Consider the following 16,060-nt stretch of genomic DNA (forward strand, 5'->3'; position numbering starts at 1 on the left):
CCGCCCAAATCGCGTTTCAAAGTCGCCATTTTCCAAGTTAATCCACTTGGAAAATCCCACGGCTGAGCCTAAATTCGGCTCACTCACGCCTACGTAAACAGTGACCAACTATCGTGGATTAACGTTGCCAGTCCAGCGGTTGTCACTGCAATATCAGGTTAAAAAACAAATCATAACTGGAGGCGGCCAGAGATGCAGGTAGCTGTGTCGACGGTGTTAGCCGAGCATCAGCTTACAGCGTGGGACGCGTTTGGAGACTGCCGCTTTTGGTAGGCTTCAAACCGAGCCGGAGAACCGCTTCTCAGGCCACAGGTGGCAATTTTCGACTAATTTTGTGAATTGAATCCCTGTTAGCTGGACCTTTCTAGGTGCATTTTGGTTTTCAACCTTTAGTTAAAATAATTTGTGGCTCTCGGATTATCATATATGATAATCCGAGGGCTTTTTTGATGATCATTCAACGGCGTAAATATGCATAGCCTGTATAACCAGATGCTGGCAGTCGACGAGGGTGGAACTACTGGCAGTGATGGTTTATGCATTCAAATCGTAAATAGTGTAACCCAGCATTTGCAAGCTTAGAGATAAGCAATGGGTGATAGGGAAATGATAAGTTTTTCGTTATCTTAGGATGAATATTTTTAATCAACGTTTTTGTGATTAACTGGTATATTTTTATCAAAAAAACATGGTAAGATGAAAGCGAGTTTGCGTGTTGACTAGCCAAACTTGAAGAGGGGAAGATGGCATGAAAATACGGCAGTGGCGCTTGACCATTCTTACGGTAGGATGCCTGCTATTATTGGGTGGGTGTCGGGCCAAGACAGCAACGGCAACGCCACCCAAAGCAGCACCAACGACCTTTGTTCGCGGCGTGACTTTACATACGAAGACCGATCAGCAGAACCAACAAAAGTTGGCAAACTTTATACAGTCAAAAATGGTGACCAAGCAAGGGATTTATACCAACTACGTGGATACTAAAACGCGACAAGTTGGGGCGGCAACTGGCCATGAGTTATTGAGCGAATCCGCCGGAATGTGGCTGCAATATTTGGCTGAGAACCACCAATATCGCGCCTTTCGACAATTTTATCGAGAAACGGTCAAGACGTTTGGTGACAGTGGCCAGTTTAGTTACCGCTACGATCCTCGAAGTAAAAAACGGTTTGCAGTGAACGCCACCTTGGATGATTTACGCATTATTCGGGCTTTAAACCTGTATGATGCGCAGACTAATTCAACGTATTACCGTCAGACGGCGGCTAATCACTTCGCAGCGTTGCAGGCGGGTGCGTTGAAGAATGGAAAGCTCTACGACTATTATGATCCGCAGACGAAACAGACGGCCAAGACCACCAGTCTCGCTTATTTTGATTTTAAAACGCTAAAATACTATGAACAGGGGACTAAGTCCGGACGTAAGGCTTATAACGAACAACTCAAGGTCGTTCGTGGCGGATACTTGGGGAATGTGTTCCCTCTGTACGCGGCAAGCTTTAGTTGGGCAGATTTAACCTATGCTACGAAGAACCTGAACACATCTGAAGCACTGGAAGTCCTTTTACATTTAGCAGAGGTCGGTCAACTCAAGGCCACCAGTCGGACTTGGCTGGCGCAACAAGTTAAGGCTCAGAAACTGTATAACGGTTATTCAACGGCGGGGAGTGTGACGAACGGTGGCCAATCGACTGCGAACTACGCTCTGGCCGCGATGATCTTTGCGACTGCGAATGACCAGGCCAATTACCGAATTGCGATGCACATGGTCTGGTCTGGGCAGGTTAATCAGACATCGATCATTCAAGGTGGTATCGGTGATGCGAAGACTCATCAAAGCTACTCGTATAGTAATCTAACTGCCCTCAATGCAGCGGGAATGTAAAAGTAAAATGGTGAAAGGAGGAGGACCGTGACCGTTGATGGGATTAAATTAAAATGGCTAAATTTTTGGCGTTGGTGTGCGCGGCATTGCTCACCAGCCTTACTGGCCACGATTTTGGCAGCTGTGATTGCTGGGTACCTCCTTTTTATTCCCCCGTTCCATGGACTTGCTGATAATGGTGATTTTTATCGAGCACAGTTTGTCAACGGGCTCTACCGGTTGAAGGGCTATCATATGCTGGACTATGTGACACCTAAGCTGGGCATTATGCAGTACTACAACGACACAACGGCGGCCGTGTTCTCCTCCCAACCGATCTTTGTCAAACTCGCGGTTCTATTGAATAAGGTGTTTTATAGCAAGACAATTTTTGACTTACGCTTTATGGGCCTCGTCTACTACCTGCCGTATCTGGGAAGTATGTATTTACTGACAATGGCGATGACCACGCCCTATCGGGAACTGCGAAGCTACCTAATTGCCTTACTCATCGTTTTTGTTTTTGCCGATTCTTCGTTTACGTTGTATTTCAACTCGTTCTTTGCGGAACCGGGAATGTTGGTATTAATGCTCTATGCATTCTCGGCACTGCTGTTAGTGGCGCGACGGCCAGATTGGCACCCCCGGATACTAACCGTTGTGTACTTTGTCAGTATTATGCTATTGATTGCGAACAAGCAACAGAATGCGCCACTCGCATTGAGTTATACCGTTACCAGTATTGGCTTGTTCTTTATCTTTAAGAAGCGGGCACAGTGGCTCTGGATCGTTGGTGGTATTGTCGGTATCCTGATCACGGGAGTCTTGACGTATACGCTAATCACTAAACAATTCAACGATATTAATCAGTATCAGGCTTTTACCCACGGTGTGCTCTTGCATACGGATGATCCTAGCAAGAAAATCGCCAAGCGGGGCGTGGATGAACAGTATGCGTTGATGCGTAATCAGGATTATTATCCTAAGAATTTTGCGGCCATCAGTCCTAGTGCGAAGTCTGTCAAGCGTGGCCTTAATGACAAGACTGGTTTTGGCTGGATCGTCTTGTACTACGCACACCATTATCCCCAGTTTCACACGTTGCTGGATGTCGCTGCCGGTGACATGATGATTACTCAGGTTAAGGCGGTCGGAGACTATCAGCAGGCGAGCGGAAAACCAGCCGGTGCGCAGGTTACCTACTTCACCGGTTTCAGCAGTGTTGCCGGGGCTTTCTTCCCCCAGAAATTCTCGTTTGACATTCTCCTAACGCTTGCGCTGCTGATCGTGTTCTTGATTGGCGCATATAACGATCTGGTTCACCGCCGGGTAGTCAACATTGTACGGTTCTTCCTGGTCCTGGGACTCCTGACCGTCTTCATCTTCGTCCCGATCATCTCGATTATTGGGGATGGGGACGCCGATTTGGCAAAACATTTATTCATGGTGCCGGTTAGCCTGGATCTGATAATAATCATGCTGATTTCGGACCTGTTGAACCATCGGCTGTGGCATTCCGAGGGGGACGTAGAGGAGGAGGACTCGTGAAAAAACGATTAGTGATTGGTCTGTTCATCTTGCTGGCAGCGTTTGGCCTGACCTGGGGTGTCCCAGTATCCGGGCAGGCCGCTAGTAAACGAGTGCTGATCGTTTATGATGCGTTAAATCCGACAGTCAATGGACAAAAGAAATTGGCTGGGATTCAGCAGATATTTGCCAGTACAGGGGTGAACACACAAACGGAACGGCTCAGTGATTACTATGCGGGGCAGCTGACGACCAAAAAATATGCCGGCGTGGTGACGTTGGTCAACTGGCCCCAAGGTAGTTTAAGGAATGCGGCGTTTACGCGTGATCGTCAGAAATTCACCGGGAAGCAGTTACATATCGGTCAAAATTTAAGCGCGGCTGAGGCCCATCGGCTGCAAGCAACACGGCGATCTGTGTATCATCAGCAACTGGTTCTATGCGCAGGGGGTCAAGAGCAACTGCTCCCCTTTAGTGAAGATATCACGCTATTGAAGACTAAGCGGGGCACAAGTTACGGGACACTGCGGCCACAGAATCAAGGCATTGGGAGCTATTCGTATGGAACCGTAGTTGGCAAGGCCGGGTACTTACCCTATTTTGAGGCCACTGGGTTTAGTCAGGTACTGGCAGCACAAACGATTGTCAAACTCTTCGGCCGGACACAACGGGAACAGCCACTCCTAACGATTACTGGTGTGACGCCGTATAGCAATTTAACGCGACTGACACAGTTGTCCCAGCAGTTAAATGCTGCTGGCATTCCCTTCGCTGTTAGTACGACTTCGGTAGCCGATAATACATCGTTAGCTGCGTTTTCTCAGTTCACGAAAGCCTTACGAATCGTGGAAAATAACCAAGGCATCATCTTTTTACAAACGCCAGTTGTTGGCGCTGCGAATAAGCAAAGCGGGCCATTACTGGAACAAACGATGGTGGAGGAACTTAATCAGCTTGGGCAACGGCAGGTGATGCCAGTTGGGATCAGTGCACCAGTCTACTGGAATCAGGATCGGATCTTTCGTCGATATGGGTTAGCGCGGGCCAGCAATGTCCTACTTCTGCCCAATCCCACGACCACGACGTTCGCCAATCAGGATAATCGGGGAGCAACTTACCAGCGCACGTGGACGGGACTCAGCTTGAACTCACTATTAACGGTGAAAAATGGCCAACAGGTGGCCGTAAGTCGGCTGAAATTTCCTGTTGCTACGGCATTAACGGTGCCATTCCCGACAAACCACAAGCAGCTGACGGCTGTGATCGCCCAACTTAAGCAGCTAAATGTTAATTGGTATCAACCACAGGATCAGCTCAAAACCAAGATTGTGAGTGCTTCGGCAACCTTCGAATACCGGCAAGGAATCTATTATTTGAATGGTAGTCCCGTCACCGTGGGTACCGAAGCTACTGGGATTCCCAAGTATCATTTCTCGCAGACCCGTCACGTGGCGTTGGATCGCTACTTCAAGATTCAAGGGAACATCCTACTGGTCTTCTTCGCCGTGACAACGGTGATTCTCGTGATCTTTCTCTTCCTTGGTCGACGAATTTATCGGCGGATGTTTCGGCGTAAGTGACGCCTGTGGGTGTTGGTTCAGTTGCGTGGACAATACTTGCGGGTCATAACGAGTTAGCCATTAACCTGAAAATTGTCGATGTTTTGGAAAAAAATGAGACAAAATCTTCAAAAAATACATTAGTAATAAGTGAAGGGGCCAGACACGGCCCCTAAGCCGGAATGTGCATCAAGTCGGAAGGACGGTGATTGTTTGAGTGTATTGGATTATTTTGTTTTTGTTTCGATTCTAGTGATTTGGGGGATCTTGGTCGTTAATCTGATCCTAACCATGGCAGGTTACACGCAATACCTTCAGGATGTTCGGACACCGGCCCCCGAGTTACCAGCAGACGCGCCGTTTGTCTCCGTGATGGTTCCCGCACATAACGAGGGTATTGTGATTGTGAAGACGGTGTTGTCTTTACTGAACTTTGACTATCCCAATGATCGTTATGAAATTATTGTGATCAACGATAATTCCAGTGATAATTCGGCAGCGCTGTTGAAACAGATTCAAGACACCTATCCCGACCGCAATCTCGAGGTCATTAATACGGACAAGGTGACGGGTGGAAAAGGTAAGTCTAACGCGTTAAACATTGCTCTCAAGAAAGCCAAGGGCAGTATTATCTCCGTCTATGACGCGGACAATACGCCTGAACGACCGGCGTTACGCTATCTAGTTGCTGAGTTACTGCAAAATGACAAATACGGTGCGGTGATCGGAAAATTTCGAACGCGGAATAAAAACGCATCGTTGTTGACCAGATTCATCAACGTCGAGACGTTGTCCTTTCAGTGGATGGCCCAGGCTGGTCGCTTGCGCCTCTTCAAGTTATGTACGATTCCCGGGACCAATTACGTGATTCGGCGATCATTGCTAGATAAGATCGGTGGCTGGGATACCAAAGCTTTGGCCGAGGACACCGAAATTAGTTTTCGGGTGTATCGGCTTGGTTACCAGATCAATTTTCAACCTAAGGCGGTCACCTGGGAACAGGAACCCCAGACCCTGGACGTGTGGTTTCATCAACGCACGCGCTGGGTCAAGGGAAACATTTACGTTATCTTGAAGAATTTACCCTTAATTTTTCGAAAGAGTGGTCGCAGGATCCGCTTTGATCTGTTGTACTTCCTATCGGTGTACTTTCTCCTCATGACTTCGCTGATTCTTTCCGACACGGTGTTTGTCTTGTCAGTTGCCGGAATTGCGCATTCTAATCTGTTAGGATTCAACAATGCGCTGTGGATCTTCGCGATTCTCTTGTTTGTCATTAGTACCTACGTGACAATTACCACGGAGAAGGGGGAAATGACACTGGGAAATCTGATGATTATTATGTTGATGTACGTTGTCTATAGTCAAATGTGGCTGGCAGTTGCCGCTTACGGAATGGTGGGGTATATTCGTGAACAAGTCTTTCATCAGCAAGCAAAATGGTATAAAACGAAACGTTATCAGTAAAATTTTGATCACTCTGGCGTTATTTGGATTGGCTTTTTGTGGCGCGTTCTGGGGGTCTACCCCGGCTAACGCCAAAAGTAAAGTTGCTTTGAAGACCTATACACAGCCCTTTCAAAACAATACGACCAGTCTATCAGGACAATCAGTCGAGATGAGTACTTATTTCATCAAGATGGATTATTGGGACGTTAAACAAGCAACACTGAATCTGAATTATCAGGTTTCCCAGCTGTCGAGTCGGCAATTATCCGACATTACCGTTTCGCTGGGTGGCGTGAAGTTCGCGTCATTTCGCCCGAAGAAGCAGACCGGGCTTCAGACCAAGACCATCAAGATTCCGTTGCGATTATTGTCGGGTGAAAATGAGTTGCAGATCAGTGGTCAGATTCTTAATCAGGCGGGGAAGAAGGATTATCGCTTGACCCAAACACCGGCTAATTGGCTGACGGTCGATAGTCGCTCTGCGGTGAACTTCCAGTATGCCTTGAAGGCCCCGACCAAAACGATTGATTCCTTTTATGACCATTTCTCTGGACCGGATACGATTGTTAACCGCGATGCTTACATTACGGTTCCCAATCAAGCTAACAATGCCGAGTTGTCTGCCAGTATGTATGCGCTGACTGGAGAATCACGGGTCATTACGACCGAAAATCAACAAATTCCGGTGGCCCAATTTCAGACTACCGCAGGTCAAGCTGCTGACTATCAGTTGGTGATGGCTGAATACCAACATCTACCCGCGCGCTTCCAGAAACTATTTAAGCGTACTGACTTGCGCAATGCGGCTCAGATCAAACGTTACGATGCTAAGGGGAAACACTACTTAGTCGTGACGGCAACGACGGGAACGTTGCTGGAAAAGGCGGCCCGTTTCGTGGCCAATTCGGAGCTGATGAAGGAGGCCAAACAGGCGACAGAAACCATCACGGCGGGGACCCAAACATTCACGTCCACATTGAACTATGATGGCAAATATCAATTAACCACCAGTGCCGATAAGATCACGGGGGCCAATCACCAGGAGCGTAGTTACTTCGTGAGCTTGCCAGTTGACCGTAATAACGCCGATGGGTCAACAATTAGCATTCATTTACGGTATGCGCGTAATTTGGATTTTAAAAACTCTCTGGCCACGGTGTACGTTAATGACACCGCTATTGGGAGCAAGCGGCTGAGCTCAGCACGAGCGGATAATGATACCTTGACGGTTGCATTACCCAGAGGAATGGCCTTGGGTAATAGTTTTACCGTACGAGTGGCACTAGATTTGCCCATGAGTGATTCGTCCGGGACACAAGACAACACCCATACGCCCTGGGCCAGCATTGAGCCGTCATCGGTAGCTCGAATCAAGACAGCACCGGGTAACGATTTGCTGTTCAGTAACTATCCGAATCTATTCTTGAAGAATTCAACTTACGATAATATTGCCGTTGTACGACCAACGACGATGACGGGGACGGATTATCAGACGCTGACCAATATTTTTAATTTAATTGGGAACTATGCGGAGAATAATCGTGGGACCATTAAGTTTTACGACCGGCAGCCCAGCAAAGCAACCATGGCCGACGCCAACGTGATTGCATTCGGGACACCGACCAAAAATCGATTGATTCATCATTTGAATAATCACTTATATTTCAAATATAATTCTGCTGAAACGGGTTTCCTTTCTAACGAGAAACTCAGTATTGAGCAGCGATACGGTCAGACCATTGGGAGTGCACAACTGCTGCGTTCACCGTACAACCGGAAGAAGGGACTCCTCGTGGTAACGGGAGCGAGTGCTAATGGGACGTATCTGGCCTCAACGCAGATCAACTATCAACGCAATATTTCCCAGTACACGGGGGATGCCATTGTTGTGGATCCGGATAATAACCATGGCAATTATCGGTTTAAGAAAAATAAATTGATCGATACGACCGTTAATGCGAAACAACAACTCAGTCGACATTCACAGCAGTTGCTTTATTTGGGCATGGCGCTGTTGATGATTGGTGTTGTCACCGTTGCGCTGTTCTTACTCCTCTGGAAACACGGAGCGCTACATCGTCGTCGGAAGGGGGATCGTCATGAATAATCGTTCGAACAATTCCAACCGGGAAACGTGGATCACCGATATTTACCTGATTGCCTTTCTGATGATGGTGAGTGGTCTGGCACTGGGGATGGCGGCTACGCAGACGCATTATCTTATGATTAACGTGAGCTTTTTGGCGGTCACAATTTGTTTAATTCTGTTTACGTATTTTTGGGGGATCATCACGGGGTTACTGCTTAATTTAGCATTCATGTTTGCCCAGGCGTTAATTGTCATCTACGTGAGCGAGACGCATGCCGATACGTTGGCGTGGGGCCTCATGTTCTGGATGGTCCTGCCCTTGCTACTGTCAATTTCGTTTTACGGCATGACCGATCACTTGCGCAAACTACAAGCAGATAATGTGAAATTACGGAGTGATCTGGTCGAACGGGGGGCGTTTGACGAGTCTACCAATTTGCGAACCACGGTGTCTTTCATTGAAGATACGGCCGTCTTTACGGAAACCAATCGACGTTTTGATCTGCCAGTGACAACCATGATTATTCGGATTCGCTACTTTCAGGAAATGCGGAGTATGATCAGTGACGACCAACTGCGAGCACTATTGCAGTTGGTTTCTGCAACGATCAAGGACGCCATGCGAACCAACGATATTACCTATCTATTGGACCGGACGAATCCCACCTGGGGGGTATTGCTCTTTACCAACTCAGAAGGCGCGGGGATCGCCGGCCAACGCATTAAGGAAAAATTTGATAAGGCATTGGCGACGGCTGATAACCTGTCCACGCTAGAGGTGCGGTTGGTCGTGGGGGTTGCTAGCTGGGACTCAGAAAAGATGAAGAATCCGTATGATCTCATGAATGCCGGCATCAAAGAAACGGAGTACGATGTTTAGATTGCACTCACGGTGGCAGTTCAGGAATACTTCTGAAGGTTGAAAGTCCAAGTACACCTAGAAAAGCCCAGCTAACAGAGATTTAATCCACAAATTTAGTTGGAAATTGCTACCTGCGGCTGCCAGAGATTCCGGCTGCCGTGGGGACCGTCTGCGGCCTGAGAAGCGGTCCTCCGTCTCGATTTGAAGCCTGCCAAAAATCGTCAGTCTCCAAACGCGTCCCACGCTGTAAGCTGGTTCCCAGCTAACACCGTCGTCACAGCTACCTACATCTCTGGCCGCCTCCGGTTATGATTTGTTCTTTAACCTGACGTTGAGATGACAATCGCCGAACTGGCAACGTTAGTCTCACTATCGTTGTTGCAATAGTCATGATGGATATTTTAGACCTTTCAACCTTCAGAATACTTTCAAAAATAGCGACTTTAGGGGATGGCTTCCCTGCAACTGGTGACCTGGTCGGGTGGTCGGTTACGATTTCAAGATTCAAAGGATGTAAAATAGACATCAATTCCCAATTCAAGTACAATATAAGTATTCAATCAAAAATGGGGTCGAGTATGTTGTCAGGAACATTTATAAGCTTCGAAGGACCCGACGGTGCCGGTAAGACCAGCGCTCTCGCGGCCATTACTGCTAAGATTCAACCCATATTAGGGGACCGGTTGACGATTACACGTGAGCCGGGGGGCAATCCCATTTCAGAAAGCATTCGGGCAATCATTTTGGATCGCGCGAATACCGATATGGATTACCGTACGGAGGCCTTGTTGTACGCCGCGGCTCGACGGCAACACATCGCGCAGACGATTTTGCCAGCACTCGCTGCTGATCAGTTGGTTCTCTGTGACCGTTACGTGGATAGTTCCGTTGCCTATCAGGGCGCTGGTCGTCAAATTGGTGAGGATGCTGTTGCCCAGATGAACACGTTCGCCACGGATGGGTTACTGCCTGACCTGACGGTGTATTTCGACGTCCCAGCCGAGGTTGGGCTTCGCCGGATTCAAGCACATCGGCAGGCTGATCAAGTCGACCGACTAGATGTTGAACAGGCAGCCTTTCACGACCGTGTGCGGGCGGCCTACCTACGATTGCAACAGGCTCATCCAGAACGCATCAAATTAATCGATGCGACCCAATCACCTGATCAAGTGGTCGCAGAAGCCTTAACATTGATCAAACAGACCGCAACACGTTATTTCTAAACCGGCATTTGAGGGAGGAACAGCAATGAAACTATTAATCGCTATCGTCCAGGATAAAGACGCAAATCGCCTCAGTAATGAGTTTATCGATAAGAATATTCGTGCAACGCGATTATCAACCACTGGAGGATTCTTGAAGTCTGGAAATACCACGTTTATGATTGGTGTGGAAGAGAACCGGGTCGATGAAGTCTTGGAAATGATCAAGGCGGCCAGCCACACGCGTCAGCAGTTCATGACCCCACCCGTTAACTTGGATGCACAGTTAGATAATACGTCGTCGTATCCGGTGGAAGTTCAGGTCGGTGGCGCCACGGTCTTCGTGCTGCCCGTCGATCAGTTTCACCAATTTTAGGGGGCACCCATGACCGAAGAATCTCTCGTAGCAACGGCACAACGGTTACAACCGCAGCTGCTGAGTCATTTTATGAATTTAATTACCGAGAACCGTTTGGCCCACGCCTATCTATTCAACGGGGCTGACGGGACTGGTCGGCAGCAGCTGGCGACGGTCATTGCGATGCGGCTCTTTTGTCCCCATGTGAATGATGCGGGTCTACCCTGTGGTCATTGCCCAGAGTGCCAGCGAATTCAAGCGGGAGATCATCCTGACGTGGTGTCGGTGGTACCGGATGGGCAACGTATCAAGGTGGACCAAGTCCGTTATCTCAAATCCGAATTTACCAAGAGTGCCGTTGAAGGCAACCAAAAGATCTTCATTGTCGATCAAGTCGATCGTATGACGACGGGTGCGGCTAACAGTCTCCTGAAGTTTATTGAGGAACCCGTGGGGAATACCGTCGCACTGCTGCTGACGGCGAATAAAAATCTAATTCTTCCCACGATTTTGTCGCGGACGCAGGTCGTGGATTTTCTGCGGGTTGCGCCTGGAGCATTAGCCGATGCATTAACTGCTGCGGGTATTGTCCCCAGTCAACGATACCTGCTGACGACCCTGACGGAAAGTGTTCAGGCGGCCAAGGCATTGACGACCGAAGACTGGTTGAAGACGGCTCAGGCGAGCGTGGGGCAGTGGTTCAGCGCGGCTTGCGCTGGTGATGAACGGGCCTTTGTGCGGGTACAGACTGAACTATTACCTTTGGGTAGCAATCGTGATCTACAAGGAACCATCCTAGATATGGTCGTACAGGTTTGGCACGATGTCTTGCGTCAGCAGAATGCTAGTGTGGCCGATGATCAGTTGGCCTTTCCACAGGTTGCACAGGTCAGCCGGCAAATGGCCCAGCGCCTCAGTATTGACCGGCTTGTTGCTATTATGACGTTGAGTTTGGAGACCCGGGGTCAGCTTGCTGGGAACATGAATTTTCAGGGCATCTTAGAGGCCTTAACGTTACAGATTCTAGCGCAGATTCCGCGCTAAACAGTCAGCATTGGAGGGGTAGCAACTTGGAAAAACAAGAAGTATACGATCAATTTAAGCAGCTCGAGGGCCAAATACAAGACGTGCTCGCCCAATTCACTGACTTACAGGCCGAGATGACCCAGGTGTTCGAGCAAAATGCCGAGTTGGAAATTGAAAACCAACACTTACGCGATCTTCTGCGGGAGCTCCAACGTGATTTGCCCGAGGCCCCCGAGACACCACAGGGCTTGTCAAAGTCGCGACAGATCTTGGAAAAATTGTATGAAGAAGGCTTTCACGTCTGCCGGGAATTCTACGGGACGAGGCGGAAGCAGGACGAGGAATGTGCCTTTTGTCTAGAAGTTATCTATCGTGATCAATAGGAGGTCCGCACCACACATGGAACGTCAACGTAGTTTTCAAGCCGCAGACAGCGGCCATTTATACCTGGTGCCCACACCCATTGGCAATCTTGATGACATGACCTTTCGTGCCGTCAAGACGTTAAAGGCGGCCGATCTGATTGCCGCCGAAGATACCCGTAATACTCAGAAACTCTTAAATCATTTTGAAATTGAGACCAAACAAATTAGTTTTCACGAACACAACACGCAGGAACGTATCCCGCAATTGATTGCGAAGCTTCAACAGGGCATGCAGATTGCGCAAGTTAGTGATGCAGGGATGCCATCTATTTCAGATCCTGGCCACGAACTGGTAAATGCCTGCATTGAGGCACACATTCCGGTGGTGCCATTACCAGGTGCCAACGCGGGTCTGACGGCGCTGATTGCTTCGGGCTTAGCGCCACAACCGTTCTATTTCTACGGTTTCCTGGATCGCAAGCCGAAGGACCAGCGTGCCGAAATCGATGAATTGGCACAGCGTCCTGAAACCCTGATCTTTTATGAGGCTCCCCATCGTCTGAAGAAGACATTGGCGAATTTGGCTGCGGGGATGGGGGAAGACCGCCCCGCCGTTCTGTGTCGTGAACTCACCAAGCGTTATGAAGAATTTTTACGTGGGCGTCTGAGTGACCTCGCCGAATGGGCCGCCACGGATACGGTGCGGGGTGAATTCGTTGTGTTGGTTGGGGGCAATGATCATCCAACAACCACGGCGACCGCCGCTATTGATCTCAGCGAACCCATTGAGACACAGGTCGATCGCCTGATTGCGGCTGGTGACAAGCCTAATGCGGCAATCAAGGAAGTCGCGAACCTCCGCGGCATGAAGAAACAAGATGTTTATCGAAGTTACCACCATTTAGATGAGGAGTGACCTGCGTGGCCCAAAATGAATTCAGTGAACCCCACCGGGTCGTCTACTATGAAACGGATGACACCGGTCACTTGACCCTCGCCATGCTGATCAACCTGTTCGTTTTGGTCTCTGAAGATCAGAACGCTGCGTTGAAATTAACCACTGACTATATTCACAGTCTCGGTGTGGGTTGGGTTGTAACACAGTATCACTTGCAAGTTGATCGACTTCCCAAGATTGGAGATCCAGTGACCCTCAAGACGCGGGCAACGGCCTTCAATAAATACTTTGCCTACCGGGAATATTGGTTGCTCGATTCTGAAGGCAACCAGTTGGCTTATGGGGAGGGAATCTGGGTGACTATGAGTTACGCGACTCGCAAGATTGCCACGATCCCGACGGCTATTATGGCACCCTACGGAACCGAACCAGTCAAACGACTGCCACGGTTACCTCGGCCGGAAAAGGTCGATCAGACGGCTACCAGCGTTGCCAAACCGTATACGGTGCGGTATTTCGACATCGATGAGAATGGCCACGTGAACAACGCCCACTACTTCGATTGGATGCTGGATACCCTGCCGGCCGAATGGTTGCGCCAACATCAGGCCGTCGACGTTCGGATTCGTTTTGAAAATGAAGTGAAGTATGGCCACCAGGTGACCAGTGAGGTTGCGCATAGCCACGCTACGACGACCCAGCACACGGTGAAGATCGGTGCAACGACCGCGGTGTTAGCCACGATTGACTGGCAGCCACGGCGCTAAAGCGACAACGTACGGCTGTGTCGATGAATGCGGATACCATGAAAGACGCACTTTGGCGTGGGGAACGGTTCCAGCCAAGGAACGGGCTTCCAGCTCGCCTGAAAGCCGACAAGTTCAGTCGTCTCACAGGTCGTCCCACGATGTAAGGCCGGTAAGGCGATGACTGGACAATGTTGCCTAATTTTAGGCCCAGTATCATTGCTACAACAGTCATAATGAGTACTTTGGAACTTTCAACCTTAAGTGTTAAATGATTATTTTTCATAAAGACAGGCAGAGAAGATGTTCCGCGCCAGTCTTTGTGGTAATATAAGACACTGATATGAATAGTACACGAGAAAAAGTAAGTAACTGGTCATTGGGAAGCGGCGGGCCGGTAAAACCAGCCGCCGCTTTTACCATTTTCGTTACTGGCTGTGGTCACCATACACATGAAGGGGAACCCAAGCAAAATGAAGATTTTAGCAATTGATACATCGAACCGTCCGCTCAGTGTTGCTGTCTTGGATGATGCCACAGTGCTGGCCGCCATCACAGTTACGGTTCATCAGAAACACGCGGAATACCTGTTGCCAGAGATTGAACGGCTCTTGGCAATGGCAGACTTAAAGCCGACCGACTTGGATCGTGTCGTGGTTGCGGCGGGACCTGGCTCCTACACGGGGATTCGCATCGCCGTGACGACCGCTAAGACGTTGGCTGCAACCTTAAATATTGACATGGTCGCCGTCTCCAGCTTAGCAACGTTGGCCGCCAATGTGCCGGTCGAGGGGGCATTAGTCGCGCCAATCTTTGACGCGCGGAATCAAAACGCATTCGCTGGGTTATATCGGATCAAGAATGGCGTGCCAACTGTAGTGATTGCGGATGTTCACATCGGAGTTGCGGAGTTTCTTGCTGCCGTCAACAAATACGGTGAACCCGTGTGGTTCCTGGGTGATGCCGCTAACTTTAAGGATTTGATTGCGACCACGATTTCTGCCGCCACGCCGGCAATCAGTCCGTGGTTGAATTTACCACAAGTGGCGACGATTGGCCTGCTGGGGCAGCAGTTGGCCCCCGTGAGTGATGTTGATCGGTTCGTGCCGAACTACCTACGTTTGACGCAAGCCGAAGCCGAATGGCGTGCTAAGAACCCAGAAGAGGATACCGAATCGTATGTTGAAAAAATTTAAAAATTGGTATAAAAATGTATTTGGCAGTCGGCGAGAAGTCGTACGCGAGGAGACCATGGACGTTAAAAATCATCGGGTCGAAATTCACGACGTCACGTATTTCGTGGCTAAGGCCCTGTTTACTGACATTCCAGAAATGATTGAAATCGAGCGAGCCGTGTATGCTGGTCAAGCGCCATGGGATTCGACGGCTTTTGCTAACGAACTCCGGCGAGAAAAGGACCGGTTGTACTTGGTTATCCGTAAGAATGACAAGCTACTGGCGTTCATTGGGAGTACTTTTGACGAACGTAACAGAGACGCGCACATTACCAATATTGCTGTCCTGCCAGAGTATCAAGGCAAGGGGCTTGGTCGATTTCTGTTGAAAATCATGATCAAAAAGGCCCGTAAACTGAACTATAAGACGGTCAGTTTGGAAGTTCGGGTGTCTAATAAGAGTGCGCAACGGCTCTATCGTGATCTGCAGTTTGAACAGACCGGTGTCAAGCGGGGTTACTACTTCGGTGATCACGAAGACGCAGCCGATATGGTGTTATACCTTAATGAAAATGAGGACGAGGCCGCGGCAGAGGCTGATGAGCAGGATCAGAATACGGAACCGCAAACGCGTGAACAGAATTAACGACGGCAACATCAAGGCGGGCTAGGCATTGGGGCCACCCGCTTTTTGTGTGCAATGAGCGTTGACAGCGTTTAGGAACTTTTGCCGTTTCATGGTATAGTTAATGCCGGAATTGAAGCGTGATTTGTTAAGCGAACAACCAATCTAGCAAGTGGCACCAACCAAAGCTTAGATAACGAAAAGGTCATTTTAGTTTTGGTTAGGTCCAGACAATTTGATGGTTGCGCGAGACAGCAAAAAAATGGGAATCATAGATATAAGTAAGCGGCCGTTATGGTTGGTTAGTACGAAGAA

Annotated in this window: 14 protein-coding genes; all 14 read left to right on the forward strand. The window is 49.0% G+C overall.

Annotation, left to right across the window (positions count from 1 at the left end; translation table 11 throughout):
• Window positions 1–748: 748 nt before the first annotated feature.
• The 14 genes from ACKTSF_RS04570 (at window position 749) to rimI (ending at window position 15,766) form a co-directional block, all read left to right on the forward strand.
• A complete protein-coding gene (locus ACKTSF_RS04570; RefSeq protein WP_407887045.1) occupies window positions 749–1,885 on the forward strand; it encodes a glycosyl hydrolase family 8 in 1,137 nt (378 codons plus the stop codon).
• 27 nt (window positions 1,886–1,912) lie between these two features.
• On the forward strand, window positions 1,913–3,412 hold the full coding sequence (gene wsfD, locus ACKTSF_RS04575) for a glycan biosynthesis hexose transferase WsfD (protein ID WP_407887047.1): 1,500 nt from the start codon (window positions 1,913–1,915) through the stop codon (window positions 3,410–3,412).
• On the forward strand, window positions 3,409–4,971 hold the full coding sequence (locus ACKTSF_RS04580; RefSeq protein ID WP_407887049.1) for a hypothetical protein: 1,563 nt from the start codon (window positions 3,409–3,411) through the stop codon (window positions 4,969–4,971). The genes wsfD and ACKTSF_RS04580 overlap by 4 nt, the downstream gene beginning before the upstream one ends.
• 192 nt (window positions 4,972–5,163) lie before the next feature.
• Window positions 5,164–6,417: a glycosyltransferase family 2 protein gene (locus ACKTSF_RS04585; RefSeq protein WP_407887051.1), complete on the forward strand. Its 1,254-nt coding sequence runs from the start codon at window positions 5,164–5,166 to the stop codon at window positions 6,415–6,417.
• Window positions 6,356–8,506, forward strand: a complete 2,151-nt coding sequence (locus ACKTSF_RS04590; protein WP_407887238.1) for a cellulose biosynthesis cyclic di-GMP-binding regulatory protein BcsB — start codon at window positions 6,356–6,358, stop codon at window positions 8,504–8,506. Before ACKTSF_RS04585 ends, ACKTSF_RS04590 begins: the two co-directional genes overlap by 62 nt.
• On the forward strand, window positions 8,499–9,368 hold the full coding sequence (locus ACKTSF_RS04595) for a GGDEF domain-containing protein (RefSeq protein ID WP_407887053.1): 870 nt from the start codon (window positions 8,499–8,501) through the stop codon (window positions 9,366–9,368). The genes ACKTSF_RS04590 and ACKTSF_RS04595 overlap by 8 nt, the downstream gene beginning before the upstream one ends.
• 560 nt (window positions 9,369–9,928) lie before the next feature.
• Complete coding sequence (gene tmk, locus ACKTSF_RS04600; RefSeq protein WP_407887055.1) at window positions 9,929–10,573, forward strand: dTMP kinase; 645 nt, start codon at window positions 9,929–9,931, stop codon at window positions 10,571–10,573.
• A gap of 25 nt (window positions 10,574–10,598) precedes the next feature.
• The gene (gene darA, locus ACKTSF_RS04605; protein WP_407887057.1) at window positions 10,599–10,928 is read left to right on the forward strand and encodes a cyclic di-AMP receptor DarA; all 330 of its coding nucleotides are present in this window, start codon (window positions 10,599–10,601) and stop codon (window positions 10,926–10,928) included.
• A gap of 9 nt (window positions 10,929–10,937) precedes the next feature.
• Window positions 10,938–11,954 (forward strand): DNA polymerase III subunit delta', encoded by a 1,017-nt coding sequence (holB, locus tag ACKTSF_RS04610; RefSeq protein WP_407887059.1) that lies wholly within the window; start codon window positions 10,938–10,940, stop codon window positions 11,952–11,954.
• A 26-nt stretch (window positions 11,955–11,980) separates the two neighbouring features.
• A complete protein-coding gene (locus ACKTSF_RS04615; RefSeq protein WP_407887060.1) occupies window positions 11,981–12,319 on the forward strand; it encodes a DNA replication initiation control protein YabA in 339 nt (112 codons plus the stop codon).
• 16 nt (window positions 12,320–12,335) lie between these two features.
• Window positions 12,336–13,217 (forward strand): 16S rRNA (cytidine(1402)-2'-O)-methyltransferase, encoded by an 882-nt coding sequence (gene rsmI / locus ACKTSF_RS04620; protein WP_407887062.1) that lies wholly within the window; start codon window positions 12,336–12,338, stop codon window positions 13,215–13,217.
• A 5-nt stretch (window positions 13,218–13,222) separates the two neighbouring features.
• Window positions 13,223–13,966, forward strand: a complete 744-nt coding sequence (locus ACKTSF_RS04625) for an acyl-[acyl-carrier-protein] thioesterase (RefSeq protein ID WP_407887064.1) — start codon at window positions 13,223–13,225, stop codon at window positions 13,964–13,966.
• A 452-nt stretch (window positions 13,967–14,418) separates the two neighbouring features.
• Window positions 14,419–15,141 (forward strand): tRNA (adenosine(37)-N6)-threonylcarbamoyltransferase complex dimerization subunit type 1 TsaB, encoded by a 723-nt coding sequence (tsaB, locus tag ACKTSF_RS04630; RefSeq protein WP_407887066.1) that lies wholly within the window; start codon window positions 14,419–14,421, stop codon window positions 15,139–15,141.
• Complete coding sequence (gene rimI / locus ACKTSF_RS04635) at window positions 15,125–15,766, forward strand: ribosomal protein S18-alanine N-acetyltransferase (protein WP_407887068.1); 642 nt, start codon at window positions 15,125–15,127, stop codon at window positions 15,764–15,766. Before tsaB ends, rimI begins: the two co-directional genes overlap by 17 nt.
• The last annotated feature ends 294 nt before the right edge of the window (window positions 15,767–16,060 follow it).

This window comes from Levilactobacillus muriae (assembly GCF_045862015.1).
In the GTDB taxonomy this organism is placed as follows: Bacteria; Bacillota; Bacilli; order Lactobacillales; family Lactobacillaceae; genus Levilactobacillus; species Levilactobacillus muriae.